The organism is Affinibrenneria salicis, assembly GCF_008710095.1.
This window is the reverse complement of the sequence record NZ_VYKJ01000005.1, coordinates 178,165-203,062: the sequence shown is the minus strand read 5'-3', so window position 1 is coordinate 203,062 and position 24,898 is coordinate 178,165. Positions and strand designations below refer to the sequence as shown.

Here is a 24,898-nt window from a genome sequence, read left to right as displayed (position 1 = left end):
CGCGTTCCCCCCGCCAGGCAGAACGGCGGGGCGGCGATTACTCTTTATCCGCCGGGACGGAGCTATTAACGGATGACAGATAATTCAGCAGCGCGATATCGTTATCCACTCCGAGTTTCATCATGGCGGATTTTTTCTGGCTGCTGATGGTTTTAATGCTGCGGTTAAGCTTTTTGGCTATCTCGGTCACCAGAAAACCCTCGGCGAACAGGCGCAGCACTTCACTTTCTTTCGGCGACAGGCGTTTATCGCCGTAGCCGCTGGCGCTGATTTTTTCCAGCACTTTGGCGACGCTGTCCGGGGTGAATTTCTTGCCTTTCTGCAAGGCCGCCAGCGCTTTCGGCAGATCGGTCGGCGCGCCCTGTTTCAGGACGATCCCTTCGATATCCAGATCCAGTACGGCGCTGAGAATGGCCGGGTTATTGTTCATGGTCAGCACAATAATGGACAGGCTGGGATAGTGGCGCTTGATGTATTTTATTAGCGTAATGCCGTCGCCGTACTTATCGCCGGGCATGGAGAGATCGGTAATAAGCACATTCGCGTCAAGTTTCGACAGATTATTAATGAGCGTGGTTGAGTCTTCAAATTCTCCGACGACGTTGACCCATTCAATTTGCTCCAGGGATTTTCGGATGCCAAACAAGACGATAGGATGGTCATCAGCGATAATTACATTCAGGTTACTCATCGTTCTGGTTACTCATGTTGTTGGCTACCTTGCTGCAGCAATGCACTGACAAAAAATGAAATATGGCTAAGATTATTTTTGATCTGCACACTGTCATGAGCGCTGATATATTGTTCTAACTGTTCGCACAGTTGTTTCCCGGGTTGCAGATTCAGCATGGCAAATGCGCCTTTCAGGCGGTGCGCTGTCTGTGCCAGTGATAAAAAATCATCATTTTCGAACTCAGTATACAATCTCTTTAGATCATCCGGTACTGTCTCGACAAACAGAGGATAGTAGTCGCTGTCGGCCAACTGGCGGGCCCAGGACGATGCGTCCGGTTCGTCTCCGTCCGCCGGGATCTCATCCTCGCCCGCCAGGCGCATTTCCAGCAGACGCAGCACCGCGTCCTGCAGCAACTGGCTGACGTTATAGCTGGTGCGCAGGCAGCGCCCGTCCAGCGCCACGACCTCAGTGTCATAGTGCGTCAACAGCAGGCCGTAATCCGTCAGTTTATCCGCATCATCCGTCACCAGCAGATCGATCTCCTGCGCGTTCTGCCGTTCATCGGCAACCAGGCAGCAGGCGCCCCAGCTTTCCAGCCAGCGGCTGACGATCTGGCGAATGGCGTCGGAGGTAATATCCAGCAAAATAGTGACCTCGTCCAGCAGACGTTCTTCATCCGCGTCCTGTTCGGTCGCTTCGGGCTTCAACACCATCGTGGCATGATAATGGGTGCCGAGTCCGACTTTGCTGTCAATCTGCAACTGGCCGTTGAGTTTTTGGCACAGCTGGCGGCACAGCGCCAGCGCCAGGCCGGAATTTTGATGAAAACGATCGGCCGAGGGTTGATGCAGAAACGGATAGCGCTGGTTGTCGCGCTCGGCGGAGGACATGCCCGCCCCGGTATCGCTGATGTGTATCATCAACTGCGCCGGATTATCGGCCGAATTCGAGACCGACAGCGTGATCTTGCCGTAGTCGGTGCTGGTGATGGCGTAGTTCAGCAGCAGCGAAAGCAGCCGCCGCACGATATCGCCGTCGCCGAGATAACGCTGGTTGACGTCCAGCTTGTAGTGATGGAACAGGATCAATCCCTTCTGCCTGAGCAGAGGCAGCACCTGCCGCACCTGTTCGTCGCACAGGGTGAGCGGCGAAAACGGCGCCGTCGCCGGCTGCCAGTCGGGGGCGTTGATGCGCTCCATCAAAATAATATTGTCCAGCAAATCGACCATTTGCGTGGCGTTGTCGGACAGGCGGGCGACGAGCTTCCGCTGGCTGGCGCCGTCGCCGTCGCCGTCGCCGTTCTGGCGCAGCGCCTGCGTCAGTTGCTGCAGCGCCCGCGCCGGCCGGGCGAATTCTCGGCTCACGTTGCCCAGCAGGTGCTGAATCACCCGCTGGCTTTTTTCATACTCCTGTTCCGCCAGCACACGCTTTTTCTCCATCAGCATCTCTTCATCCCGGTCGCGCAGCAGGAATAAACAATGTTCGGGATTGCTCTGACTGTGGAACAGGCTGATTTCATACATCTCATTATTGATGGTGGCCTGAATCACGCCCTGGTGCTCATCGGCCATGGCGGAGATTTTGGTCAGGTTGAGATGCGGCAGCAGCAAATCGGCCAGCGGGTTGCTCAGGATCACTTTATTACTGGCGTTATCGTAGACCAGCAGACCGGACGGGACCCGATTGATGATTTCGTCATACAGCAGGCGCGGATCGTCCTGCTGGTGGGGAATATCGACGCGCGGCAGCCGGTCGGCGCGACGCAGCCAGTAAAAGCCGAGGCAGCAAAAGATCAGAACGACCGCGTTGAGCAGCAGCAGCCACATGTTGTTGTACAGCAGATCCATAAGCATCTGATGCAGCGGAATCTGGTATACCAGCCTGACCGGCGCATTGGGCAGGGCCGAGCTCACTTCGACAAAGGAACCGTTGAGGCGGATATCCGTCCCGTAGCTGTTGTCGCTTTCCGCACCGTTGCCGGCCATATCCTGGCGCAAAATAAACAGCGAACGCGGCATGTTTTTCGGAATGATATCGTTAATGGAAATATCGAACGCGATGATGGTCGCCAGATGACCGGGCTGGTTAAAGGTGGTGCGAATGGTGAAATAGTAATCGTTGTAAAAGCGCAGCTTGCGAATGGAGGAGAAACTCTCCCGTTCGTCCAGCATATTCGCCTGCTGCAGCATCTCCGCTTTGCGCGCTTCGACGATGGCCGAAATATAGTTGCTCTTGTAGTGAGAGGCGACGTCTTTAAGCGGTTGGGTGGAGATCAGGGTCAGGCTGTTATCCTGGCCGTTGAGGTAGTACATCGAATAGATATCGTTTTCGGCGCCCCACAAAATATCCAGGTAGTTGGCCATGCGCCATGCGGTGCTCAGCGTGGCCGGCTCATGCTGGCCGAAAATCAGCGCGCCGTTTTTAGCGTTGCTTTTGTCAACGTAGAACACGTCCGGGTGCAGACGAACCTCGCGCATGGCGTTTAGCTCGTCGGGCGCCTCGGGAGTAAAATTTTCGTACATCTGCCAGGTATAGAAACGGTAGGTATCGATGCGTTTCTGCATGCTTTGCGCAATATCCGACAGCGCATATCTTTTCTCTGTCAGCCAGCTGTTGACATAGTTATAACCCGACAGGCAGGGGACGCCGAGCAGCAGTATTATCAGCAAAACAAAATAGCGAGTCATCATGGCGGACATGGCGGGTTGTTCCGGTTAACGGGTAATGGCGCGCGCGCTGGCGGTGACGATCAGCAGCAGCGCCGCTACGCAGCCAAAAGCGACGCTCAGACTGGCGGCCTGGGCGATCAAACCGAGCAGCGTCGGACCCACCAGAATGCCGGCGTATCCTACCGTAGTGATCGACGCGATGGCCAGACTGGCCGGCATCGCTTTCTGGTTGCCGGCGGCGTTAAACAGAATGGGAACCACGTTCGAGGCGCCCAGACCGATCATCAGGAAACCGATCACCGACATCACGGCGCTGCTGAAGCTGATCGCCACCGCTAATCCCAGCGCGGCGCACAAACTGCCGCTCATCATAACGGCATAGCGCCCCAGCCTGTCAATCAGACGATCGCCCGTCAGGCGGCCCAGCGTCATCGCGACGGAAAAGGCGGCGTAGCCGATGCCCGCCTGCGCGCTGGTCAGCCCGCGTTGCGCGGTGAGAAACAGCGCGCCCCAGTCGAGCACCGCGCCTTCGGCGAGAAACATGATAAAACACAGCAGGCCGATAAACATAACCCAGCCGCGCGGCATGACCAGCAGCGGGCCGGCGTCGCTCTCGCCGGCGGCGCTCAACAGATGCCGCTGTATCAGCAGCAGCAGAACGACGATCAACGCCGCCACGATCAGCGTCGAGGTCAGCGGCGACAGACCAAGCCACAGCAGTGCGCTGATCCCGCCGGCGCCGGCAATGCCGCCGATACTGAAGAAACCGTGAAACCCGGACATCATCGCCCGGCCGCTGGCCTGCTCGACCACCACCGCCTGAATATTCATTGATACGTCCAGCGTGCCGATCGCGGCGCCGAACAGCAGCAGCACGGGCACCATAAGCGCCACGCTGTCGGCCAGCGTCAGCGCAGGCAGGCTCAGACACAGCAACGCGGCGGACAGCAGGATCACGATCCGACAGCCCAGCCGGCTTGCCAGGATGCCGGTCAACGGCATCGACAGCAGCGAACCGCTGCCCAGCGACAGCAGTAATAACCCCAGTTCGGCGTCGTTAATGCCCAGCCGCATTTTAACCAGCGGGATCAGCGGCGCCCAGGCCGCCATACCGAATCCCGCTACAAAGAAGGCGGCGCGCGTCGCCATTTGGGCCGCTCTGCCGGGCCGCGTCGTCGGGACGTTGGCGCCAGATAAAAGTGTTTGCATAAATAGACGGGCAGTCACTATCCGATAAAAAATTTGCCCTCACTTTTACCATAACCGGCGCGGCGAATCGAAGAATTGATCGCTTTTTCCCATTCCGGCCGTTCGGCGCCGCCAATTGGGCGCATTCGAGGGCGTTCTTCGCGTCTGTCGGCAAGAAAAAGCCGGCGATAAACCGGCAAAATAAAGTAATCCAGATGTACCCGTCATCTTTCAGGTTGTCGGATGCTGATTTTCCGTCGTCTGAAATTTGTTGGGCTGGCAAAATGCAGATAATGATGATGATTATGCCACTTTAGCCTGCCAGGATGGACGGGATTTATCACTTAGTGCTGCCGTCCCGTCCGTCGTTGCAATTCCGTCAGGTTTTTTCCCCGCCATTTTTAGCAATAAATTCTCATGGTTACCGGCAACCGTCGACGATATGGCCGTTTACCATGCGCCGACAGGACGGCGCCGCCGTTGGTCAACGACGGCGGTCCGCACTCTTCGACCCCGGCGCTGGATCACGTGCCGTCCGCGCGCCCTGCGCAATAAACATGTCGATGCGTTTCGCATATCGCCAGCCCTCGCGGCCGATGACGAGACGAAAGATAACGGCCCGCGGCCTGAGGCTCTGAACACTCATAACGAGTCGTCCGCCGGACCGACGCGCCAGACGGAGCCGGATAATCAACCGGCGCCGCTCCGACCGACTGGCATTAGTCGTTCGTCGCCTCTCTTTTTTTCTCCTCCGGTACCGTATAATTCCATACTTTCTGTTTGGCTACTGAGGTGACGTTGGAACAGCTTTCGGAATTGTTGCGCCGTATGCAGCAGGCGTTGCCGGAAAACTTGCCCGGGCGGGCCGGGTTCAGACGGATTAGCCTGACATTGAGCTTAACGGATTCGGCCTCGCTGTTGCCCTGGCTGGCGGCGCAGCCGGTCTGGCCGCAGTTTTACTGGCAGCACCGGGATGAAAGCGAGGAGGCGGCGGTCTGCGGCCGGCTGCTGGGGTTTTCTCATATGGCGGACGCCCGGACGTTTTTGCAGCATAAGGCGGTCGCCGACAGCGTACGCATCTGGGGGCTGAATGCATTTAACGCGGAGAAGGACGGAGGAACAAGTTTTCTGTTCCTGCCGCGTATTGAGTTGCTGCGGCGCGGCGCGCGGCTTGAGGTTAGCGTTAATCTGTTTAGCGAGCGCTCTCTGCGCGAGGACGCGCGCGAGGCATGCGCGTTTATCGCCGCGCTGCGCTCGCCGCGTGCGCTGCCGCCGCTTGACGCGGTCATTGCCGCGCAGCAGCATCTGCCCGGGCGGCTCGACTGGATTGCGCTGGTGCGGCGCGCGCTGCGCATGATCGATGCGGGCGACATGGAGAAGGTGGTGCTGGCGCGCGCGACCCGTCTGCAACTGGTCGCGCCGTTGGCGGCGGCGACCCTGATGGGCGCCAGCCGCGCGGTTAATCACCGTTGTTTTCATTTTATGTTGATCCAGCGCGAGCATCAGGCCTTTCTCGGCTCCAGCCCGGAGCGACTGTACCGACGTAGCGATAACCAACTGGAAACCGAAGCACTGGCCGGTACTGTAGTCAGCGATAACGATGCGCAACGCGCGCAGGCGCTGGCCGACTGGCTGTTGCAGGACGAAAAAAATCAGTGCGAAAATATGCTGGTGGTGGACGATATCTGCCAGCGCCTGCGCCAGTCGGCCCTGACGCTGGACGTGATGCCGGCGGAGGTCATCCGGCTGCGCAAGGTGCAGCATCTGCGGCGCGCGATTCAGGCCGGTCTGCGCACCGCTTCGGACAGCGACTGCCTGTTAGCCCTGCAGCCGACGGCAGCGGTGGCCGGTTTGCCGCGCCGCGCCGCCATGCGCTTTATTCGCGAGCATGAACCCTTTGCGCGCGGCTGGTACGCCGGTTCGGCCGGCTACCTGTCGCGCCGTCAGTCGGAGTTCTGCGTGGCGCTGCGATCGGCGCGGCTCAATGAGCAGACGCTGGAGCTATACGCCGGTGCGGGAATCGTCGCCGGATCTGATCCAGAACAAGAATGGCAGGAGCTGGAAAACAAAGCCGCCGCGCTGAAGTCGCTGTTAGCGGCGGATATGTCATAATTTTGTTTTGCGAATGTTGTCTGTGGCATGGTGTTAAGTCAAAGCGCGCGGCGCGAAAAAAAATATAATCAGTGCCGGAACCCGATAACCTGTGAGTCGTTGAGTGAACCATGTCAACCAATGTATTTAATCGCCGCTGGGCCACACTACTGCTGGAAGCGCTGACCCGTCATGGCGTGCGTCATGTTTGCCTCGCTCCCGGTTCCCGTTCCACGCCGCTGACGCTGTCCGCCGCCGACCATGATTCGCTTATCTGCCATACCCACTTTGACGAACGCGGGCTGGGCCATCTCGCGCTGGGGCTGGCGAAATCGACCGGCGCGCCGGTGGCGATTATCGTCACCTCCGGCACGGCGGCGGCCAACCTCTACCCCGCGCTGATCGAAGCGTCGCTGACCGGCGAGCGTCTGGTGCTGTTGACCGCCGATCGGCCGCCGGAGCTGATTGACTGCGGCGCCAACCAGGCCATCCGTCAACCCGGCATGTTCGCCGGCTATCCGCAGTTTAGCCTCGATTTGCCGCGCCCGTCGCCGGATATTCCGGCGCGCTGGCTGGTCTCGGCGCTGGACGACGCCATGGCGCAGCTCGCGCAGGGCGCGCTGCATATTAATTGTCCGTTCGCCGAACCGCTGTACGGCGCGGATGATGAACAGGCCTGGCGCGACTGGGTGCAGGATCTCGGCGATTGGTGGCGGGACGACCGCCCCTGGCTATGCGCGACGCGCCAGCTGGCGCCGCAAATTCAGCACGACTGGCCCGACTGGCGCGAAAAGCGCGGCGTGGTGCTGGCCGGCCGGCTCGACGCGCGACTGGGTGAACGGGTGGCGCAGTGGGCCGGCCGTCTGGGCTGGCCGCTGATCGGCGATGTTCAGTCGCACTGCGGTCAGCCGCTGCCCTGCGCCGATTTGTGGCTGGCGCACCCACAGGCGTTGCAACAGCTGCAGCGGGCCGAGATCGTCGTGCAGTTTGGCGGCGGTCTGACCGGCAAGCGGCTGTTGCAGTGGCAGGCGAGCTGCCGGCCGCGGGAGTACTGGCTGGTCGACCCGTTGACCGGGCGGCTCGATCCGGCCCATCATCGCGGCCGACGGCTGGTCAGCCCGATTGGACCATGGCTGGATCTTCATCCCCCCGTTGAGCGCGCGGCGTGGGCCACGGCGCTGTCCGACTGCGCGGGGCGAGTTCAGCGCCAGGCGGCGGCCGGGCTGGCGAACGGCTTCGGCGAGGCGCAACTGGCGCACCGACTGCCGCAACTGCTGGCGCCAGGCGGCCAACTGTTCGCCGGCAACAGCCTGTCGATCCGTCTGATTGATGCGCTGGCGCAGCTGCCTGCGGGCTATCCGGTGTATGCGAACCGCGGCGCGAGCGGCATTGACGGACTGCTGTCGACGCTGGCCGGCGTGCAAAGAGGCAACGGCCGGCCCACGCTGGCGATAGTCGGCGATCTTTCCGCGCTCTATGATTTAAACGCGCTGGCGCTGCTGCGCCACGCGCCGGCCGCGCTGGTGCTGCTGGTGGTTAATAATAACGGCGGCCAGATTTTCTCGTTGCTGCCCACGCCGCCGGAACGGCGCGAGCAGTTTTACTGTATGCCGCAGCAGGTGGAGTTCGGCCATGCGGCGGCGATGTTTGGCCTTAACTACGTACGCGCCGACGACTGGCCGACGACTGAGGCGGCGGTGGCGCGCAGCTGGCGCGACGGCGGCGTCACGCTGCTGGAAGTGACGGTGCGGCCGAAAGAGGGGGGGGAGACGCTGAACCGTCTGCTCGGTCAGGTGGCCTCATGGTGATGCACTGTCGCCGCATCGAGCCGGCGAGCGGCGAACGGCCGTGGCTGGTCTGTCTGCACGGCCTGCTGGGCAGCGGCGAAGACTGGCGGGAACTGCTGCCTTTCTTGCGCGACTGGCCGGTTCTGCTGGTCGATTTGCCCGGCCACGGTCAGTCCGCGGCGCTCAACGCGCGGAATTTCGCTCAGCTTAACCAGCAACTGGCCGACACTCTCGAGCGCCAGGGGATCCGGCGTTACTGGCTGCTCGGCTATTCTCTTGGCGGGCGGATTGCCATGTACCACGCCTGTTCCGCTTTGGCCCGGGGGCTGCAGGGGTTGCTGGTCGAGGGCGGCAACCCCGGTCTGGAAAGCGAAGGCGAACGCGAGGCGCGTCTGCGTCAGGATCGCGGCTGGGCGCGACGTTTCGCCCGCGAGGCGTTGCCCGCGGTGCTGGACGACTGGTATCGCCAGCCGGTGTTCGCGGATTTGGCCGCCGGGCCGCGCCAGACGATGATCGCCAGACGCAGCCACAATCAGGGCTGTGCGATCGCCCGCATGCTCGAGGCGACCTCGCTGGCACGCCAGCCCTTCCTGGTCGATGCGCTGCATCGGCTGAGCGTGCCGTTCGGCTATCTGTGCGGCGCTCAGGACAGCAAATTTCAGGCGCTGGCGCGCCATTATCGCCTGCCGCTGATGACGGTCTCCCCGGCGGGACATAATGCGCATCAGGCCAACCCGGCGGCGTATGCTGCGCGGATACTTTCATTAATTACACATCCCAGTAAGGAATAATTATGCTTTATCCGAGTGAAGAATGGCTTTACGCCCCGGTGGAATGGCACGATTGCAGCGGTGATTTCGTCGATATCCTCTATCACAAATCCACGGATGGCATAGCGAAAATCACCCTCAACCGGCCGCAGGTGCGCAATGCGTTCCGGCCGCAAACCGTGAAAGAGATGATTCAGGCGCTGGACAACGCTCGCCACGATGACGGCGTCGGCGTGGTTATTCTGACCGGCGCCGGCGATAAGGCCTTCTGTTCCGGCGGCGATCAAAAGGTACGCGGCGATTACGGCGGCTACCAGGACGAAAGCGGCGTGCATCATCTCAACGTGCTGGATTTTCAGCGCCAGATCCGCACCTGTCCGAAGCCGGTCGTGGCGATGGTGGCGGGCTATTCCATCGGCGGCGGCCACGTGTTGCACATGATGTGCGATCTGACCATCGCCGCCGATAATGCCATCTTCGGCCAGACCGGGCCGCGAGTCGGGTCGTTCGACGGCGGCTGGGGCGCTTCCTACATGGCCCGCATCGTCGGCCAGAAGAAGGCGCGCGAGATCTGGTTCCTGTGCCGTCAGTATGACGCCGCGCAGGCGCTGGACATGGGGCTGGTCAATACCGTAGTGCCGCTGGCGCAGCTGGAGAAAGAGACCGTGCGCTGGTGCCGCGAAATGCTGCAGAACAGCCCGATGGCGCTGCGCTGCCTGAAGGCGGCGCTGAATGCCGACTGCGACGGACAGGCCGGTCTGCAGGAGCTGGCCGGCAACGCCACCATGCTGTTCTATATGACCGATGAAGGGCAGGAAGGACGCAACGCCTTTAATGAAAAGCGTCAGCCTGACTTCAGCAAGTTTCGGCGGAACCCATAATGCGCGGCGCGACGCTCTATCGCTATAGCGTGCCGATGGATGCCGGCGTGGTGCTGCGCGACCAGCGTCTGCAGCGCCGCGAGGGGCTGCTGGTGCGCCTGTGCGAGGATGAACGCGTCGGCTGGGGTGAGATCGCGCCGCTGCCGGCGTTTAGCCGCGAGACGCTGGACGAGGCGCAGCAGGCCGCGCAGCGGCGTCTGCGCGACTGGCTGGCCGGCGGAGAGCCGCCGGATGACGCGCTGCCGTCGGTGGCGTTCGGCCTGAGCTGCGCGCTGGCCGAACTGACGCAGCGTTTGCCCGAGACGGCCGACTACCGCAAGGCGCCGCTGTGCAGCGGCGATCCCGACGAGTTGTTCGCCCGCCTGCAGGCGCTGGACGATAAAGTGGCCAAAGTGAAGGTGGGGCTGTATGAGGCGGTGCGCGACGGCATGATCGTCAATCTGCTGCTGGAAGCGCTGCCCGATCTGCGCCTGCGGCTGGACGCCAATCGCAGCTGGACGCGGCCGAAGGCCGATAGCTTTGCCCGTTACGTCAATCCGGCATTGCGACCGCGCATCGATTTTCTGGAAGAGCCCTGTAAAACGCGCGCCGAATCGCTGGCGTTTGCGCAGCACAGCGGTATCGCCATCGCCTGGGATGAAAGCGTGCGCGAGGCGGATTTCCGCGTGCGCGCCGAGCCGGGCGTCCGCGCCATTGTGATCAAGCCGACGTTGATCGGCAGTCTCACGCGCTGTCGGCAATTGATTGAGCAGGCGCATCAGGCCGGGCTGGAAGCGGTGATCAGCTCCAGCATTGAGTCCAGCCTCGGCCTGAGTCAGCTGGCGCGCATCGCACACTGGCTGACGCCGCACGCCGTACCCGGTCTGGATACCCTGGATCTAATGCGGGCGCAGGTGCTGCGCCGCTGGCCTGACAGCGCGCTGCCGCTGCAAACGGTCGAACAGCTGGAGACGGTATGGCGCTCCTGAGCGACTGGCCCTGGCGCGCCTGGGCGGCGCAGCGCCCGGATCAGACGGCGCTGGACGATGAGAGCGGCGCCTGCAGCTGGCATCGCTTGTGCGAACGCATCGATCGGCTGGCGGCCGGGTTTCGTCGCCAGGGCGTGACGCCGGGCCGCGGCGTGGCGCTGCGCGGAAAAAACAGCGGCGCGATGTTGTTTAGCTATCTGGCCCTGTTGCAGTGCGGCGCCCGTTTGTTGCCGCTCAACCCGCAACTGCCCGCGTCGTTGACGGACGCGCTGCTGCCGTCGCTGGATATCGACTGCGGTCTGTGTCTGGCGCCGCGCGGCTGGCCGGCGGGAATAACCACGCTGCGGCTGGATGACGGCGACGGGGAGCGCGATGGCGGGCCGTTATGGCGGGCCGACCGGCTGGCGACCCTGACGCTGACCTCCGGTTCGGGCGGGCCGCCGAAGGCCGCTGCGCACAGCTATGCCGCCCATCAGGCCAGCGCGCGCGGCGTAGTGCAACTGATGAATTTCGCCGCCGGCGATCGCTGGTTGCTGTCGCTGCCGCTGTTTCATGTTTCCGGTCAGGGCATTGTCTGGCGCTGGCTGGCGGCAGGGGCGACGCTGGTGGTGCGCGAACGTCAGGAACTGGCGGCGGCGCTGCGCGGCTGCACGCATGCCTCGCTGGTGCCGACTCAGCTCTGGCGTTTGCTGAATCAGCCGCCGGAGTCGCTGACGCTGCGCGCGGCGCTGCTGGGCGGCGCGCACATTCCCGTTGAATTGACGCGGCAGGCGGAGGCGCGCGGCATCCGCTGCTGGTGCGGCTACGGCCTGACCGAATTGGCTTCCACCGTGTGCGCTAAACGGGCGGATGAACGGCCCGGCGTCGGCCTGCCGCTGTTGCGCTGCGAGCTGCGTCTGGCGCAGGACGAAATCCTGCTGCGCGCCGACAGTATGGCGGCGGGTTACTGGCGCGACGGCCGGCTGTGGCCGTTAACCGACGAGCAGGGCTGGTTTCATACCCGCGATCGCGGCTGTTTCGAACAGGGCGAATGGCGTATTCTCGGCCGGCTGGATAATCAGTTTTTCAGCGGCGGGGAAGGCGTACAGCCGGAGGATATCGAAGCGGTGCTGTTGACGCACCCAGACGTGGCCTGGGCCTGCGTGGTGCCGGTGCCGGACGTCGAGTTCGGCCAGCGCCCCGCGGCGGTGCTGGATATGTCCGTGGCGCTGAACGTCGAACAGATCGACGCGTGGCTGGCGCCGCGGCTGGCGGTTTTTCAACGGCCGGTAGCCTGGTATCGTTTACCGCCAGCGCTAAAAAACGGCGCCGTCAAAATCTCGCGCCGTCAGGTTTATGACTGGGTGCAGCGTCAGCGGACGACCGGGCGCTGAAACGGCGCCGGCAGATATCAGCAGATAATGCCTTTTTCGCGCGCGGCTCTGAGCCAGTCGCCAAACTCGCTCAGCAGCCGATCGTAAAGTTCTTCATCCGCTACCGACGAGAAATCATCGATGGCGAAAAAGTGCGTGTTATCGACCAGCCGTTCCTGAAAGTCATCCAGCTGCTCCAGAATACCGTAGCGTGAGCCGCCGAGACCGACGAATTTCCAGAAGATGGGGTAGTGGGCCGATTCACTAATCGCTTTCTTGATCGCGTGCGTTTTACTGATGCCGCCGTCGGTTATGAAGACCACAAAGACGGGGTCTTTGCTGTCTTTAAACTCGTCAATCACCGCCTGCATCACCGGCGGTTCGTTGTTGATGCCGCCGAGGCCGGGCAGCAGCTCCAGCATCGCTCGTTTTCCCGCCGCCTGAATCGACGCGATATAGCCCGGCAGATTGTCGAGCGTCACGTCAGGATATTTTTTGTGACGTTCGCCGAATCCCCAGACGTCCATCGCGCCATCATCATCGAACTGTACCGCCAGCGCGGCAATGCGTTCGAGAACCGCCTGCACGTTGCCGCGTTTGAACTGGCGGTTCATCGAACCTGATGCGTCCAGCACAAAAGCGACCCGGGCGCGGGTCTGTTGCAGTTTGTGTTTGGTCAGACTGACGGTGATGGGTTTGCTGAGGCTGACCAGGTACGGCGCTTTCTGCGCCAGCTTTTTCTCCAGACTTACCGTGGGCGTCGGGGCGGGGGGCGCGCTATCCGCCGAGACGTCGACGCCGAAAGCGGTGGCCAGCGGCGCCAGTCCGCCATTAAAACCCTGCCCGAGCGCGCGCAGTTTCCAGCCGTCCCTGTAGCGATAGAGCTGCGCCAGGATCAGCGCTTTTTCGCTGCGTCCGCTTAACGGCACCTGAAAGCTGGCGAGATCCCTGACCTGCAGCGTCAGCTCCGTCAGCCCGTCCAGCGTGGCCGCGCCGTCGATGGTCAACGTAAAGGCGATTTTTTCGATCTCCGCATCAAGCCGCGTCAGATCGAGGCTGAACTCGCCGCCGTCGGGTCCGGGTTGTAACCGTAAGCTCTGGTCGGGCGAGCGGGGTTGGTTATAGAAGATAAAGTCGCTGTCGCCGCGCACTTTTTCCTCGCGGGTCAGCAGAAAGGCCGAAACGTCAACGTCGGCCGCAAATGCGGCTTTCTTGCCATAGCGGATGCTGATCTGCAACTGATGAGCCGCCACGGGGATATTTTGACCGCCAATAAGATTCATAATGCTCCCAATTAACGATGACCATAAGGAGAGCGACGGCGTGCGTCCGACACGCATTTGACTCTCCGTGTCCGTAAAAAAGGCCCCGCCGGCGCAGCCGGAGGAGCCTGTTGAATGCGCGCAGCGCGTTAAGTTACACGTTAACGCCGTGCTGAGCGGCCAGCGCGGCCAGGCCGCCGGCAAAACCCTGACCCACGGCCTTGAATTTCCATTCGCTGCCGTTGCGGTACAGTTCGCCGAAGATCATCGCGGTTTCGGTCGATGCGTCTTCAGACAGGTCGAAACGGGCGATTTCCTGACCGTTGTCGTTATTGACTACGCGCATGAAGCTATTGCTGACCATGCCGAAGTTTTGTTTACGGTTATCGGCCTCGTGGATCGTGACGGCGAACACCAGCTTTTTAACTTCGGCCGGCACTTTGCCCAGATCGATTTTGACCTGTTCGTCATCGCCGTCGCCTTCACCGGTGCGGTTGTCGCCCTGGTGCTCAACGGAGCCGCACGGGCTGACTTTGTTATTGAAGAAAATAAAGTTGGCGTCGGACAAGACTTTACCGTCTTCTCCAACCATAAAGACCGATGCGTCCAGGTCAAATGCCGAGCCGTCAGTGACGCGCATATCCCAGCCGAGCCCGACGATTGCGATGTTCATCGACGGGGCTTCTTTAGTCAGGGAAACATTACCACCTTTAACGAGGGATACAGCCATTCTAGTGCTCCTTAATAACCCGATTGGGCGGAATCAGGCGGCAGATTTTCCTGCCGCCGCTGGTAAGTAAAGCTCAATCTCCGGGCGCCCGTAATCAGGACGCGTTGATACCGTACTGGGCGCAAACGGAGGCGAGTCCGCCCGCATAGCCCTGGCCTACCGCACGGAACTTCCACTCGGTGTTATGGCGATACAGTTCGCCAAACAGCATGGCGGTTTCGGTGGAGGCGTCTTCCGTCAGATCATAACGCGCGACTTCGATCTGGCTGTCGTCGTTGACCAGGCGAATAAAGGCGCCGGAAACCATACCGAAGTTCTGGCGACGGGCCGTCGCGTCATGGATCGTCACCACGAAGACAATCTTGTCGACGTCGGCCGGGATCAGATCCAGCTTGATTTTCAGCGCCTCATCATCGCCGTCGCCTTCGCCGGTCAGGTTATCGCCGGTATGGGTTACGGAACCGTCGGCGGATTTGAGATTGTTGTAGAAAATAAAATCAGCATCGCCGCGCACTTTACCCGTGGCGTTCAGCAGAAATGCCGAGGCGTCCAGGTCAAACGGCTGGCCGTCAGTTGAACGGGCATCCCAGCCAAGGCCAACCAGGACGTTCTTCATCGTAGGGGCGGTTTTCGTCAGGGATACGTTGCCGCCTTTGGACAGAGATACACTCATTTTTCTTTCCTCATTGCCAGAATAAAACTGATTAAATATCAGATTCGGCGCGTTATGCCGAACCGCTTTCCTGTTTTTTGCCGGGGAACAGTATGCTTGCTATCACGCCAATCGCCAGCACAACCAATACCACGATCAGGCTGGTGGTCGCCGAAATGGTGTAGTTATGGTGGAAAATATGGGCGGACGAGTTCAACGCCAGCTTGGCCGCGATAAAGAACAGCAGCACAATGACCGATTTTTCCAGATGCACCAAATATTGCTTCAGCGCTTCAAGCACGAAATACAGCGTTCTCAGGCCGAGGATGGCGAACATCATGGCGCTGTAGACGATCAGAGGTTCGCGACTCACGGCGATTACCGCCGGCACCGAGTCAAAGGCGAACATCACGTCGGACAGCTCGACCACCGCCAGACACAGCATTAACGGCGTGGCGTAGAAGGCCGCTTTGCCTACCCGACCCACGGTGACGTCGCTGTTTTCCGGCTTCGCCAGTTCGCCGTCGACCTCTTTTTGCGTCAGCATAAAGGCATGACCGCGCAGCTTCGGCCAAATCGGGAAGAAGCGTTTGACCATGCGATAAGCAAGGTGCTGTGAATAGTCCTCGATCTCGTCGTCGTCATCGCCGCTTTTCAGCATCATGACGGCGGTCCAGGCCACGATCACCGCAAACAGCATTTCGACCCACGGCCCCAGCATCAACAGGCCGGTGCCGATGGCGACAAAAATACCACGGAACACAATCGCGCCGATGATGCCCCAGTACAGGACGCGGTGACGGTATCCATCCGGCACGGAGAACCAGGAGAAGATAGCCATAATGACGAACAGGTTATCGACCGACAGCACCTTTTCCAGCACGTAGCCGGTGACGAACAGGCTGGCCACTTCCGCGCTGTGATGCACATAGAGGAAGCCGGCAAAGGCGAGGGCGACGGCGATCCAGAACAGAGACCACAGCGCGGCGCTTTTCAGCGGAATCGGTTTATCATCGCGATGCATGAACAGGTCGATGAAAATAGCACCGACCGACAGCAGGATGAATACGGCAACGGTTTCCAGCGGGAAGCCAATGTGGGTTGTTTCCATGGTATTCCTGAACTCTTAAAGTTGATAGTCAGCCGGAGAAAATCCAACTGCGGTACAGATTTCACGAGCGGCGGCCTGCTCGCTGGCATCGAAATCGCCATCGCTTTTCGCGACCGCGATGCCGACTCTTAACGCCAGCTGAGCGGCTTCCGGCTGATCTTTCAGCGCGATAATGTATTTCATCGCTTCGCCTTTGCCGATGTCCTGGTCAAACTCGAAGCTCGACACCAGCTTGTTGAAGAAGGCGATGACCTCGCTGGAATCAAAAACGCTTAATTCCGAAGAGCCCTTGATGAAATTCATCATTTTTTGCTTTTCCGTCGCGCCCGCGCCGTCGCTGGCCATTGCGATATAGGCGCAGACCGCCACGGTGCCTTCCATGAATTTGCGGTTTTTAAAGCGGCCAACCTGAGTGGTCAGCTCGGCCCGACCCGCGTCGAGCGCTTTTTTTACTTTGTTGAAAAATGACATGCTGTGTTTCTCCTTGCGGTGATACCTGTTGGTTGCCGGGTCACTTGCTGCCAGCCGTCCAGCGAAACCCCCAGCCGAGGGCGTCATCCATCGCTTTATGGCCGTTGAAGTAACGGTTGATACGTTCAACCTTAATGGTGCCGTTTTCGTTTACCAGCCGGGCAATAGCGCTCATGCCCTTGCCGGACTGGCCTTCCGTAAGCCGCGTTTCAATCGGCGGCTGTCCCGGAATATGTACGGTAACCACGCCATCGGTGCTGTCCCAGTTAGGCACGCCTTTATAGATAAACGCGTAAATCAGGACCTCTTTGATGTTCTTCCACTCGCGGCCGTTGATGTGCAGCCATTCGCCTTCGCTGACGTCGCCGGTGCGGTCGTCGCCCTGCAGCTGGACGTAAGGCGCGCTGTTATAGCTGCCGAAACAATCGCCCAGCGCCTGCACCACATCGCGCCGGCCGTCCTGAGTTTGCACGAAGGCGCCCAGATCGAGGTCGACGCCGTTGCCGCCGCCGAGCAGGCCCTGCATAAAGCCCTTTTTGACGGTGCCGCGGTGCCAGTTAAGGTTGATGCGGATCTCGCCAAAGTTATCCTGCTTGGCCAGGCTGACCGAGGGTTTCTCTTTGGTCAGCGAAACCTTGCTCAGGCTGACTTTATTCACCGGTTCAGGCTGTGGCGCAGGGGCCGGCGTCGGTGTCGGCGTCGGGGCAGGCGCCGGATCATCGGCCACGTTGACGCCGAAGTGCTGCGCCAGCGGTTTCAGTCCGCCGTTGAAGCCCTGGGCGACAAAGCGGAATTTCCACTCGCCGTTGCGCCGATACAGTTCACCGAGAATCAGCGCCGCCTCGCTGCGGCCGTTTAGCTCGACCGGGCCGCGCAGCAGTACGTTACCGTTCTGCTCGACCTGAATGGTCAGGCTGCGCAGCTGAGACACGATCTGGCCGTTGTCGCAGGTGACGGTGAACGCTACTTTTTCTACGTCGGCGCGCAGCGCCGGCACGTTGACGGCAAAGGCCGTGTTGGTTTCGCCGCCGGACAGGATCAGCGAGCGGTCGTCGTTCTGCGGCTGACCGTAGAACACCATATCGGCGTCGCCCTGCACCTTGCCGTTGGCGAACAGGCGGAAGGCGGAAACATCCACCGCGGCGCCGGACAGCACGCGCACGGTCAGCGTTTGGTTAGGTACGGGGGCATTTCCCCCTTGCGTCAGATCCATCGTTACACCAATGCGGCTGTGATTTGAGCTTCCATATCGTCGATGGTGCGGCCACGACAGGCCAGACCATGCGCGGTAAAGTCCCATTGGCCGCTGTTGCGGCGCAGGGCGGCGATCAGGATGCCGGTGTGGCTGCCTTGTTCTTCCAACTGGAAGCGCGCCAGCTCCTTGCCTTGCTGATCGACCACGCGGCAAAAGGCGTTTTCGACATCGTCGAAGGTTTGGCCGCGGAAACTGTTAACGGTGAATGCCAGAAATTCGACATTGGCGGGTAATTTTGTCAGGTCGACGTCGATCACTTCGTCATCGCCAGCGCCTTCACCGGTCAGGTTGTCGCCGCTGTGCTGCACGGAGCCGCAGCGCGAGGAAAGCTGGCGAAACCAGACGGTATCCAGACGTTTGCCTGCGGCATCCATCAGCACGCAACTGGCGTCCAGATCGATCTCGCTGCTGCCGCCGCCGAACAGGCCGCCGAGAAATCCTTTCTTTTTAATCGGATCCCAGCCCAGTCCGAACGACACTTTGGACAGCGGGGATTGACTTTGCTTGGTCAGTGATACCGTCTGATTTTTACTTAAAGAAACCATAATTACCTCTTTATCATCCTTAGCGTTAAGGGTAGTTGTACTTACAGGTAAACACTTCTCACCAAAAATAAATAAGAAAAAACAATCTATTAATTGGACTTCCCGGCGATCGTTTTTTTAGCGGATTTCATCTTAGCATGCTGCGTCCATAACACAAAAACTAAATCATAATATGACAAGATTGCGACAGAGTTTTCCCTCAGGTGGCGAAAAACGCATGCCGACAATGAGGGGGGGAATTACCGCTTTGAGTGCTAAAGCCCGCGGCTGGCGCGGCCTGCTGCGCTGTCCTGTCCGTCGTGGATAGCACGAGCAGCGGACAATCAGAAAAAAATGGCGCCGCCGTTAAAACAAAATTCTGCATGTCTGTGGACATGAACTGGAGCTTAGCATAATCTTTGGCTGGCGCAAGATAATCAATCAAATTATGATTTACTTGTTATGGGGGGCGCTTTAGAATCAAACAGATTCAGCGGGAGAGAAACACCAGGATTTCTCTGAAAAACAGGGCCGGCGACAAAGATGAAGATAAAATGCCTCGTGGCTGAAAGTTCACTATGTTCAAATGGTTAGCTTGTTTTTGCGCTGTTGGTATTAGGTGGGGAACGGGCACTTAGCCGCCGCCGTTCCCTGGCGCTTACCCGTCGCGGCGCGCTGGCGATATTGCAGAAATAAGGCAAAAGTATAATGAGATCGACTATCTGGTTCATGGAAGGCGTTTCTTCTCAGCGCGATATTATTTTGCTGGTGCAGCGGCTGAAGGCCGAGCGGCAGCTGCCGCTGACCGTTGTGGCGTCGCACCGCAATCCGCGCAATGAGATCCTGTCCGTCGCCGATTACGCTTATATTGAACCCGGGCTGGATGATGAGCGTCTGAGTTTTATCCGTAGGGTGGTTGAACGGCATGGCGTAACGGCGATTCAGACCGGGCGCAACTGCGGCTGGTTTGAACAACAGCGCGCGGCGATTGAGGCGCTGGGGGTTTCCCTGACCACCGGCGCCGTCAGCCCGGATAGCCTGGCGCTGGCCGATGACAAAGTGAAATTCGCTGCATTGATGCAACAGCACGGGCTGGATGTGGTGCCGTCGCTGCAAATCGACTCGGTGGCGGCGCTGCGCCAGGCGATCGATGACGCGCCTTTCGGACGGGATCGGCCGCTGTGCATTAAACCGGTCACCGGGATTTACGGCATGGGTTTCTGGCGTCTGGATCCGCAGGCTGGTCCGCTGGCCTGTTTCTCCGATCCGAATGCGCGCCGGGTACGGCCGGATATCTATCTTAACAGCCTGTCGCAGGCCGAATCCTTCGCGCCGCTGGTGTTAATGCCCTGGCTGCCTGGCCCGGAACGGTCGGTCGATATGCTGGTTGAGCGCGGCCGGGTGATTGCCGCCGTCGGGCGGCGTAAGGAAGGCGCTCTGCAGTATATGGAACAGCATAATCAGGCGGTCGAATTGGCTCGCCGTTGCGCGGAAGTGATGCAGGCGGACGGTCTGGTCAATGTGCAAACGCGCGATAACGCGCCGGGAGAGCCGCTCTTGCTGGAGATCAACATGCGTCCGTCGGGCGGCATAGGCTATACGCAGTACAGCGGCATTAATCTGCCGGGGCTGTTCGCCATGCTGGAGCTGGGGTTGTTCGATGCCGAACAGGCGCGCGCGCAGGCCGCCGGTCAATTTCAGCCTGCGGTGGTGCGCGCCATCAGCGATGTCATCGAATATCACCCGGCGCTTTCCACTCTGCTTCAGCCTTAATTAAGGACCGTTATGGAAAACAGTACCGCGTTGCCCGTTTATCAGAAAGTCTTGTCCACCGGCACCCTGACCGTTACGCCCAGCGGCGGCGAAGCCAACCTGGATGTGCTGTTTGATGTGGCCGAACGGCGCAATCCGAAACGCTCATTTTTATTTGTCAGCAAGGTGCTGGGGCGTCATATTCCGATAGCGCCCGCGGTTATGCGCGCGGCCTATATTCAACTGGCCGACCGTTTGCCTGCCGATTTGCCGCAGCCGGTCTTGTTCGTCGGCATGGCGGAAACGGCGGTCGGTCTGGCGGCCGGCGTGCATCAGGAAGCCAGCAAGCGGCTGGATGCGCCGCTGCTGCTGACCTCGACCCGCCATCCGGTCGATGGCGATCTGCTGTGCGAATTTAAGGAAAATCATAGCCACGCCACCGATCACCTGCTCTACTGGCCGACGGAACCCGCGCTGCGGCAGCGTGCGGCGCAGGCCAAAACGCTGGTGCTGATCGATGATGAGGCCACCACCGGCAACACCTTCGCCAATTTGCTGACGGCGTTGACCGACGCCGGCCTGAGCCGTCTGGAGCGGCTGGTCACGGTAACGCTGACCGACTGGAGCGATAATTCGCTCACCGAACGCACTTCGCTGCCGGTCGACAGCGTGTCGCTGGCGTACGGACGCTGGCACTGGCAGCCGACGCCCGATGCGCCGGTGCCGGTGATGCCGGCGGTCAACGTCACCGCCCGCGGTCGGGTGGCGATCGTCGGTCGGCAGAACTGGGGGCGGCTTGGCGTCACCCGCAGCGAATGTCTGCTGGGCAGCCACATTGCGGCCGCGCCCGGCGAGCGCGTGTTGGTGCTGGGCACCAGCGAGTTTGTCTGGCAGCCCTTTCTGCTGGCCGAACGTCTGGAACGGCAGGGCGCGGTGGTGCGCTATGGTTCGACGACGCGTTCGCCGATCGCGCTCGGGCATGCGATAGCGTCCGTTATGGCCTTTACCGACAACTACGGTCTGGCTATCCCTAACTTTTTATATAACGTCGCGCATCAGCAGTTCGACCGGGTTCTGGTGTGTACTGAAACGCCCGCCGGAGCGATCGATGCCGAACTGCTGAGCCAGCTGCGTCGGGTCGCCGACGTAGTCGAGGTAATCGAGTATGACTAAACCGGTATTCATGGTCGACCTGGACGATACGCTGTTCCAGACCCGACGCAAAATGGTCGATGAGCTGGCGCAGACGCCCTTCCAGGTCGGCGCGCTGGATCGCTCGCTGACGCCGCGCAGTTTTATGAATCAGGAGCAGGCGATGCTGGTGGAGTGGCTGCTGGAGCACGCCGAACTGATCCCGGTGACCGCGCGCGGCACGGAGGAGCTTTCCCGCGTTAAGATCCCGTTCAGCTCCTGGGCGATCGCCACGCACGGCGCGGTGATTCTGAACCCGCAGCGTCAGCCGGACGAGGCATGGCGGCTGAAGATGCAAAGCGAGCTGGCGCCTTACCGACGGCGTTTGCTGGCGCTGCAGGCGCGCGTCACCGAGCTGATGGCCGAACGCGGCATCGACGGTTGGGCGCGGATTAACTACGAATATGACGACACGCCGGTTTACCTGGTGATGAAGCACTGCGACAGCACCCGACTGCATGAACTCAATGCGATCGGCGATGAAATGGAAGCGCAGTTCGGGCGCGAAGGGTTCTATATTCACCGCAACGGCAACAATATCGCGTGGCTGCCCGACTGTGTGGAAAAAGGGCTGGCCGCCGCCTGGCTGCTGGAAAAATTACGCGCGGAGCGCGGCGTGTTTCCGTTGATCGGCCTGGGAGATAGCCTGAGCGACTACCGTTTCTTACGGCTATGCAGCTGGTTTGGCATGCCGAAACAAAGTCAGTTTGCCGAACGCGTGCGAACGACGCTATTTGAGGGCCAATAATGATGCTCACTCTGCCAGACTTTTCTGGCTCATATCGTCCCGGGGACGTGCAGTTTCTGCTAAAGCCGGTGGAGATGGAAATGACGCCGGTTGACGTGAAAGAGCAACTGATCCAGTCGGGCGCCAGACATTATTCCGACATGCTGAGCCAGGAGCCGGAACCCACGGCTTATCATCTGGAACTGTACGCGAAGGCGCTGGAGCAGGGAGCGGAGCGGCTGGCGCGCGAAGTCATCGCGCTGGCGAAGGCGCTGGCGGCGCGTTTCGGCGATACGCCGATCGTGCTGGCCAGTCTGGTGCGCGCCGGCGTGCCGCTGGGCGTGATGCTGCAGCAGACGCTGCGCGCGATGGGCAAAACCTCATGGCACTATGGCATCAGCATCATTCGCGATCGCGGCATCGATGAAGCGGCGCTGACTTATATTGAGCAACGGCACGGCACTGAGGGGCTGGTGTTCGTCGATGGCTGGACCGGCAAGGGCGCCATCACGCAGCAGCTCACCCGTTCGCTGGCCGGCCGTCCCGGCTATCCGGACCAGCCGCGGCTGGTGGTGCTGGCGGATCCGTGCGGCTGTTCGTGGCTGGCCGCCACCGACGACGACTGGCTTATCCCTTTTGGCATTATGGGCGCGCCGGTTTCAGGACTGATTTCCCGTTCTATCTGGCAGGCGCACGGTCTGCACGGTTGCGTGCGCTGCGATCACCTGGCTCGTTTCGAATGCAGTCGGCAGCTGGCCGAGACGGTCGCCGGCTGGCGCGAGCGTCTCGGCACGTCGTCGGTGGCGGCCAGCCAGTGGGACAGCGGAGAGAAAATCGCGCTGCTGGCGCAGAGCCAGCGCCTGGTGCGCACGCTGGCGGAACGCTACGGCATCACCAATCTCAATCGAATTAAGCCCGGCATCGCGGAAGCCACGCGCGCGGTTTTGCGGCGGGTTCCCGACCATATTCTGGTACGTTCGCGGCGCGATCCCGATGTCGCCCTGCTGGTTTATCTGGCGCAGCAAAAAAAGATTGAGATCACCGAGGTGGGTGAACTGCTCGGCCAGTATCGCGCTGTAACGATTATCAAAAAGGTGATCTGATGAAAATACCTCTGTCTCCTCATGCTCTCGGCGCCACCCTGTATATGCCGGCGACCCGACGCGATATTGCCGCCACCATCCTGGCCAACAAGATCCCCGGCCTGCGTTCGCTGGTGATCTGTCTGGAAGACGCGGTGGCCGATCAGGATGTGGACGACGCGCTGGCCAATCTGCGCGTGGTGCTGGCGGAGCTGACGCGGGCTAAACAGCAGCCGCAGCCGATGAACGTGGAAAACGAACCGGCGCTCTGGCCGCTGATTTTTATTCGCCCGCGCCATAAGCAAATGGGGCGACAGCTGGTACGACATTTCGATTTGAGCGTGGTAGACGGTTTTGTACTGCCTAAGTTTACCCAGGCCAGTCTGGCAGGCTGGTGGACAATACTGGCCGAGACGCCCCTGTACTGGATGCCGACGCTGGAGACGGAAGAGGTCTTTGACGTTCATCAAATGCAGGCGCTGGCGGCGGCGCTGGAGTCTCATCCGTGCCGTGCCAGAATTCTCGCGCTGCGTATCGGCGGCAATGACCTGATGAACGTGATTTCACTGCGGCGTTCGCGCCAATTCACGCTGTACGACAGTCCGATGGGGTACGTTATCAAGATGCTGGTCGCCGTCTTCGGCGCGAAAAATTTCGCCCTGACCGCGCCGGTTTGCGAACATATTGACGATCACCAGTTGCTGGATAAAGAGCTGCAGCTGGATCTGTCCCATGGGCTGGTGGGCAAAACGGCGATCCATCCCGGCCAGATTGAAAAAATTCACCAGGCGCTGATGGTCAGTCAGTCCGATCACGAAGACGCGCTGAAAATCCTTAACTCTAATCAGGCGGTGTTTAAAAACCAGGGCGCGATGTGCGAACCCGCCACGCATAAGCGCTGGGCCATCAGCATTCTGGCGCGCGCCATTCATTACGGCATTGCGCCGGTTTTACCCGGTATGGACGCCGGCACCAAAAGACAACAGCAGGGTTAAGCCGGGCCCGGCGCGGGACTGGTCAGATGACTGTCTGTTGCATTACCATAGCCGTCCGCCCGTGCGAACGCGGCGGACGGCAGGGTAGCACATAACGCCTGATAGCATTCAGGCCCGCACAAGGATGGCGGTACTTATACCGATGGGAAGAACGACGCCCAGCGAGGCATCACGCTATTTTCTCTGCGCGGCGCATTGCTCCCGCAGCTGAATTTTTTGAATCATTACGCCCTTCCCGGCGTATTTTATCGGTAATTTTCAGATATGTTACTTAACGCCAGACAGTATCGGAATCATTCCTTAGCGCAACTCCTCGGCAGCGGCAATCCGGTGAAAGCCGCCGATTTGCTGACTGAGCTCCGGTGTTCGGAGCCGACCCTTAGTCGCTCCCTGCGCGATCTGAGGCGTCAATTTTCCGCCGAGATAAAGTACAGCAAAAGCAGCCACTCCTATCAGCTCACCTCGCCCGGCACGCTGAGCAGGAAAATATTGACGCAGATAAATGCGGCGCTGGCGCGGCATGATGCGTTGCTGGCGGCGCAGCGCGAGAAATCGGTTAGCCTGAGCAAAGCGAAGAAAAAGGCGGTATCGCTGTCGTTGCCGGTTAAGACCATCAGAAAAATCGACCGGGCGGCGCTGAAAATGACGCTCAACCGCAGCGATACCATTGAACTGCTGGTGGAGCATTTTATTGATGTTCTGGTTAGCGAGCACGGCGCCACGCCGGTGATCAAGTAACGCCAGGGCGGGCGGCGCGCCGCCCG

22 protein-coding genes are annotated in these 24,898 nt (G+C 60.3%); 12 read left to right on the top strand and 10 right to left on the bottom strand.

Annotated elements, in window-relative coordinates:
- Positions 1 to 37: 37 nt before the first annotated feature.
- From rcsB to FJU30_RS12045, 3 genes are read right to left on the bottom strand one after another with little or no spacing between them, the layout of a single operon-like run.
- Positions 38 to 691 (bottom strand): response regulator transcription factor RcsB, encoded by a 654-nt coding sequence (gene rcsB, locus FJU30_RS12055; RefSeq protein ID WP_150435210.1) that lies wholly within the window; start codon positions 689 to 691, stop codon positions 38 to 40.
- Positions 692 to 699: 8 nt separating this feature from the next.
- Positions 700 to 3,375, bottom strand: a complete 2,676-nt coding sequence (gene rcsD, locus FJU30_RS12050) for a phosphotransferase RcsD (RefSeq protein ID WP_150435209.1) — start codon at positions 3,373 to 3,375, stop codon at positions 700 to 702.
- Between the two features lie 15 nt (positions 3,376 to 3,390).
- A complete protein-coding gene (locus tag FJU30_RS12045; RefSeq protein ID WP_150435208.1) occupies positions 3,391 to 4,554 on the bottom strand; it encodes an MFS transporter in 1,164 nt (387 codons plus the stop codon).
- 771 nt (positions 4,555 to 5,325) lie between these two features.
- Between FJU30_RS12045 and menF the strand changes: the two genes are divergently transcribed.
- From menF to menE, 6 genes are all read left to right on the top strand, one after another.
- Positions 5,326 to 6,645 carry an isochorismate synthase MenF gene (gene menF, locus FJU30_RS12040; protein WP_150435341.1) on the top strand — a complete coding sequence of 440 codons (1,320 nt, stop codon included), beginning with the start codon at positions 5,326 to 5,328 and terminating at the stop codon, positions 6,643 to 6,645.
- 110 nt (positions 6,646 to 6,755) lie between these two features.
- Entirely contained in the window at positions 6,756 to 8,432 is a 1,677-nt protein-coding gene (menD, locus tag FJU30_RS12035) for a 2-succinyl-5-enolpyruvyl-6-hydroxy-3-cyclohexene-1-carboxylic-acid synthase (protein WP_150435207.1), read from the top strand.
- Positions 8,426 to 9,202, top strand: coding sequence for a 2-succinyl-6-hydroxy-2,4-cyclohexadiene-1-carboxylate synthase (gene menH, locus FJU30_RS12030; RefSeq protein ID WP_223881572.1), 777 nt, complete (start codon positions 8,426 to 8,428; stop codon positions 9,200 to 9,202). The genes menD and menH overlap by 7 nt, the downstream gene beginning before the upstream one ends.
- Before the next feature lie 2 nt (positions 9,203 to 9,204).
- A complete protein-coding gene (menB, locus tag FJU30_RS12025) occupies positions 9,205 to 10,062 on the top strand; it encodes a 1,4-dihydroxy-2-naphthoyl-CoA synthase (RefSeq protein WP_150435206.1) in 858 nt (285 codons plus the stop codon).
- Entirely contained in the window at positions 10,062 to 11,030 is a 969-nt protein-coding gene (gene menC, locus FJU30_RS12020; RefSeq protein WP_150435205.1) for an o-succinylbenzoate synthase, read from the top strand. The genes menB and menC overlap by 1 nt, the downstream gene beginning before the upstream one ends.
- Positions 11,018 to 12,403, top strand: a complete 1,386-nt coding sequence (gene menE, locus FJU30_RS12015; protein ID WP_150435204.1) for an o-succinylbenzoate--CoA ligase — start codon at positions 11,018 to 11,020, stop codon at positions 12,401 to 12,403. The genes menC and menE overlap by 13 nt, the downstream gene beginning before the upstream one ends.
- A 17-nt stretch (positions 12,404 to 12,420) precedes the next feature.
- Here the strand turns inward: menE and FJU30_RS12010 are convergent, their stop codons facing one another.
- The 7 genes from FJU30_RS12010 to FJU30_RS11980 all read right to left on the bottom strand — a co-directional run bounded on the left by FJU30_RS12010 (position 12,421) and on the right by FJU30_RS11980 (position 18,408).
- The gene (locus FJU30_RS12010; RefSeq protein ID WP_150435203.1) at positions 12,421 to 13,665 is read right to left on the bottom strand and encodes a vWA domain-containing protein; all 1,245 of its coding nucleotides are present in this window, start codon (positions 13,663 to 13,665) and stop codon (positions 12,421 to 12,423) included.
- Between the two features lie 133 nt (positions 13,666 to 13,798).
- The gene (locus tag FJU30_RS12005) at positions 13,799 to 14,374 is read right to left on the bottom strand and encodes a TerD family protein (protein ID WP_150435202.1); all 576 of its coding nucleotides are present in this window, start codon (positions 14,372 to 14,374) and stop codon (positions 13,799 to 13,801) included.
- A gap of 94 nt (positions 14,375 to 14,468) precedes the next feature.
- Complete coding sequence (locus FJU30_RS12000) at positions 14,469 to 15,047, bottom strand: TerD family protein (protein WP_150435201.1); 579 nt, start codon at positions 15,045 to 15,047, stop codon at positions 14,469 to 14,471.
- Positions 15,048 to 15,099: 52 nt separating this feature from the next.
- A complete protein-coding gene (locus FJU30_RS11995) occupies positions 15,100 to 16,137 on the bottom strand; it encodes a TerC/Alx family metal homeostasis membrane protein (protein ID WP_150435200.1) in 1,038 nt (345 codons plus the stop codon).
- 15 nt (positions 16,138 to 16,152) lie between these two features.
- Complete coding sequence (locus FJU30_RS11990; RefSeq protein WP_150435340.1) at positions 16,153 to 16,608, bottom strand: tellurite resistance TerB family protein; 456 nt, start codon at positions 16,606 to 16,608, stop codon at positions 16,153 to 16,155.
- A 40-nt stretch (positions 16,609 to 16,648) separates the two neighbouring features.
- Complete coding sequence (locus FJU30_RS11985) at positions 16,649 to 17,821, bottom strand: TerD family protein (RefSeq protein WP_150435199.1); 1,173 nt, start codon at positions 17,819 to 17,821, stop codon at positions 16,649 to 16,651.
- A gap of 2 nt (positions 17,822 to 17,823) precedes the next feature.
- Positions 17,824 to 18,408 (bottom strand): TerD family protein, encoded by a 585-nt coding sequence (locus FJU30_RS11980; RefSeq protein ID WP_150435198.1) that lies wholly within the window; start codon positions 18,406 to 18,408, stop codon positions 17,824 to 17,826.
- 687 nt (positions 18,409 to 19,095) lie between these two features.
- Here FJU30_RS11980 and FJU30_RS11975 point away from each other — a divergent pair.
- The 6 genes from FJU30_RS11975 to FJU30_RS27185 all read left to right on the top strand — a co-directional run bounded on the left by FJU30_RS11975 (position 19,096) and on the right by FJU30_RS27185 (position 24,872).
- Positions 19,096 to 20,160 carry an ATP-grasp domain-containing protein gene (locus FJU30_RS11975; protein ID WP_150435197.1) on the top strand — a complete coding sequence of 355 codons (1,065 nt, stop codon included), beginning with the start codon at positions 19,096 to 19,098 and terminating at the stop codon, positions 20,158 to 20,160.
- Positions 20,161 to 20,172: 12 nt separating this feature from the next.
- Positions 20,173 to 21,312 (top strand): phosphoribosyltransferase domain-containing protein, encoded by a 1,140-nt coding sequence (locus FJU30_RS11970; protein WP_150435196.1) that lies wholly within the window; start codon positions 20,173 to 20,175, stop codon positions 21,310 to 21,312.
- Entirely contained in the window at positions 21,305 to 22,078 is a 774-nt protein-coding gene (locus FJU30_RS11965; protein ID WP_150435195.1) for an HAD family hydrolase, read from the top strand. The genes FJU30_RS11970 and FJU30_RS11965 overlap by 8 nt, the downstream gene beginning before the upstream one ends.
- Before the next feature lie 2 nt (positions 22,079 to 22,080).
- Complete coding sequence (locus tag FJU30_RS11960) at positions 22,081 to 23,160, top strand: cysteine protease StiP family protein (protein WP_150435339.1); 1,080 nt, start codon at positions 22,081 to 22,083, stop codon at positions 23,158 to 23,160.
- On the top strand, positions 23,160 to 24,134 hold the full coding sequence (locus FJU30_RS11955; protein ID WP_150435194.1) for an HpcH/HpaI aldolase/citrate lyase family protein: 975 nt from the start codon (positions 23,160 to 23,162) through the stop codon (positions 24,132 to 24,134). The genes FJU30_RS11960 and FJU30_RS11955 overlap by 1 nt, the downstream gene beginning before the upstream one ends.
- A 489-nt stretch (positions 24,135 to 24,623) precedes the next feature.
- Positions 24,624 to 24,872: a ribbon-helix-helix domain-containing protein gene (locus FJU30_RS27185; RefSeq protein WP_223881571.1), complete on the top strand. Its 249-nt coding sequence runs from the start codon at positions 24,624 to 24,626 to the stop codon at positions 24,870 to 24,872.
- The last annotated feature ends 26 nt before the right edge of the window (positions 24,873 to 24,898 follow it).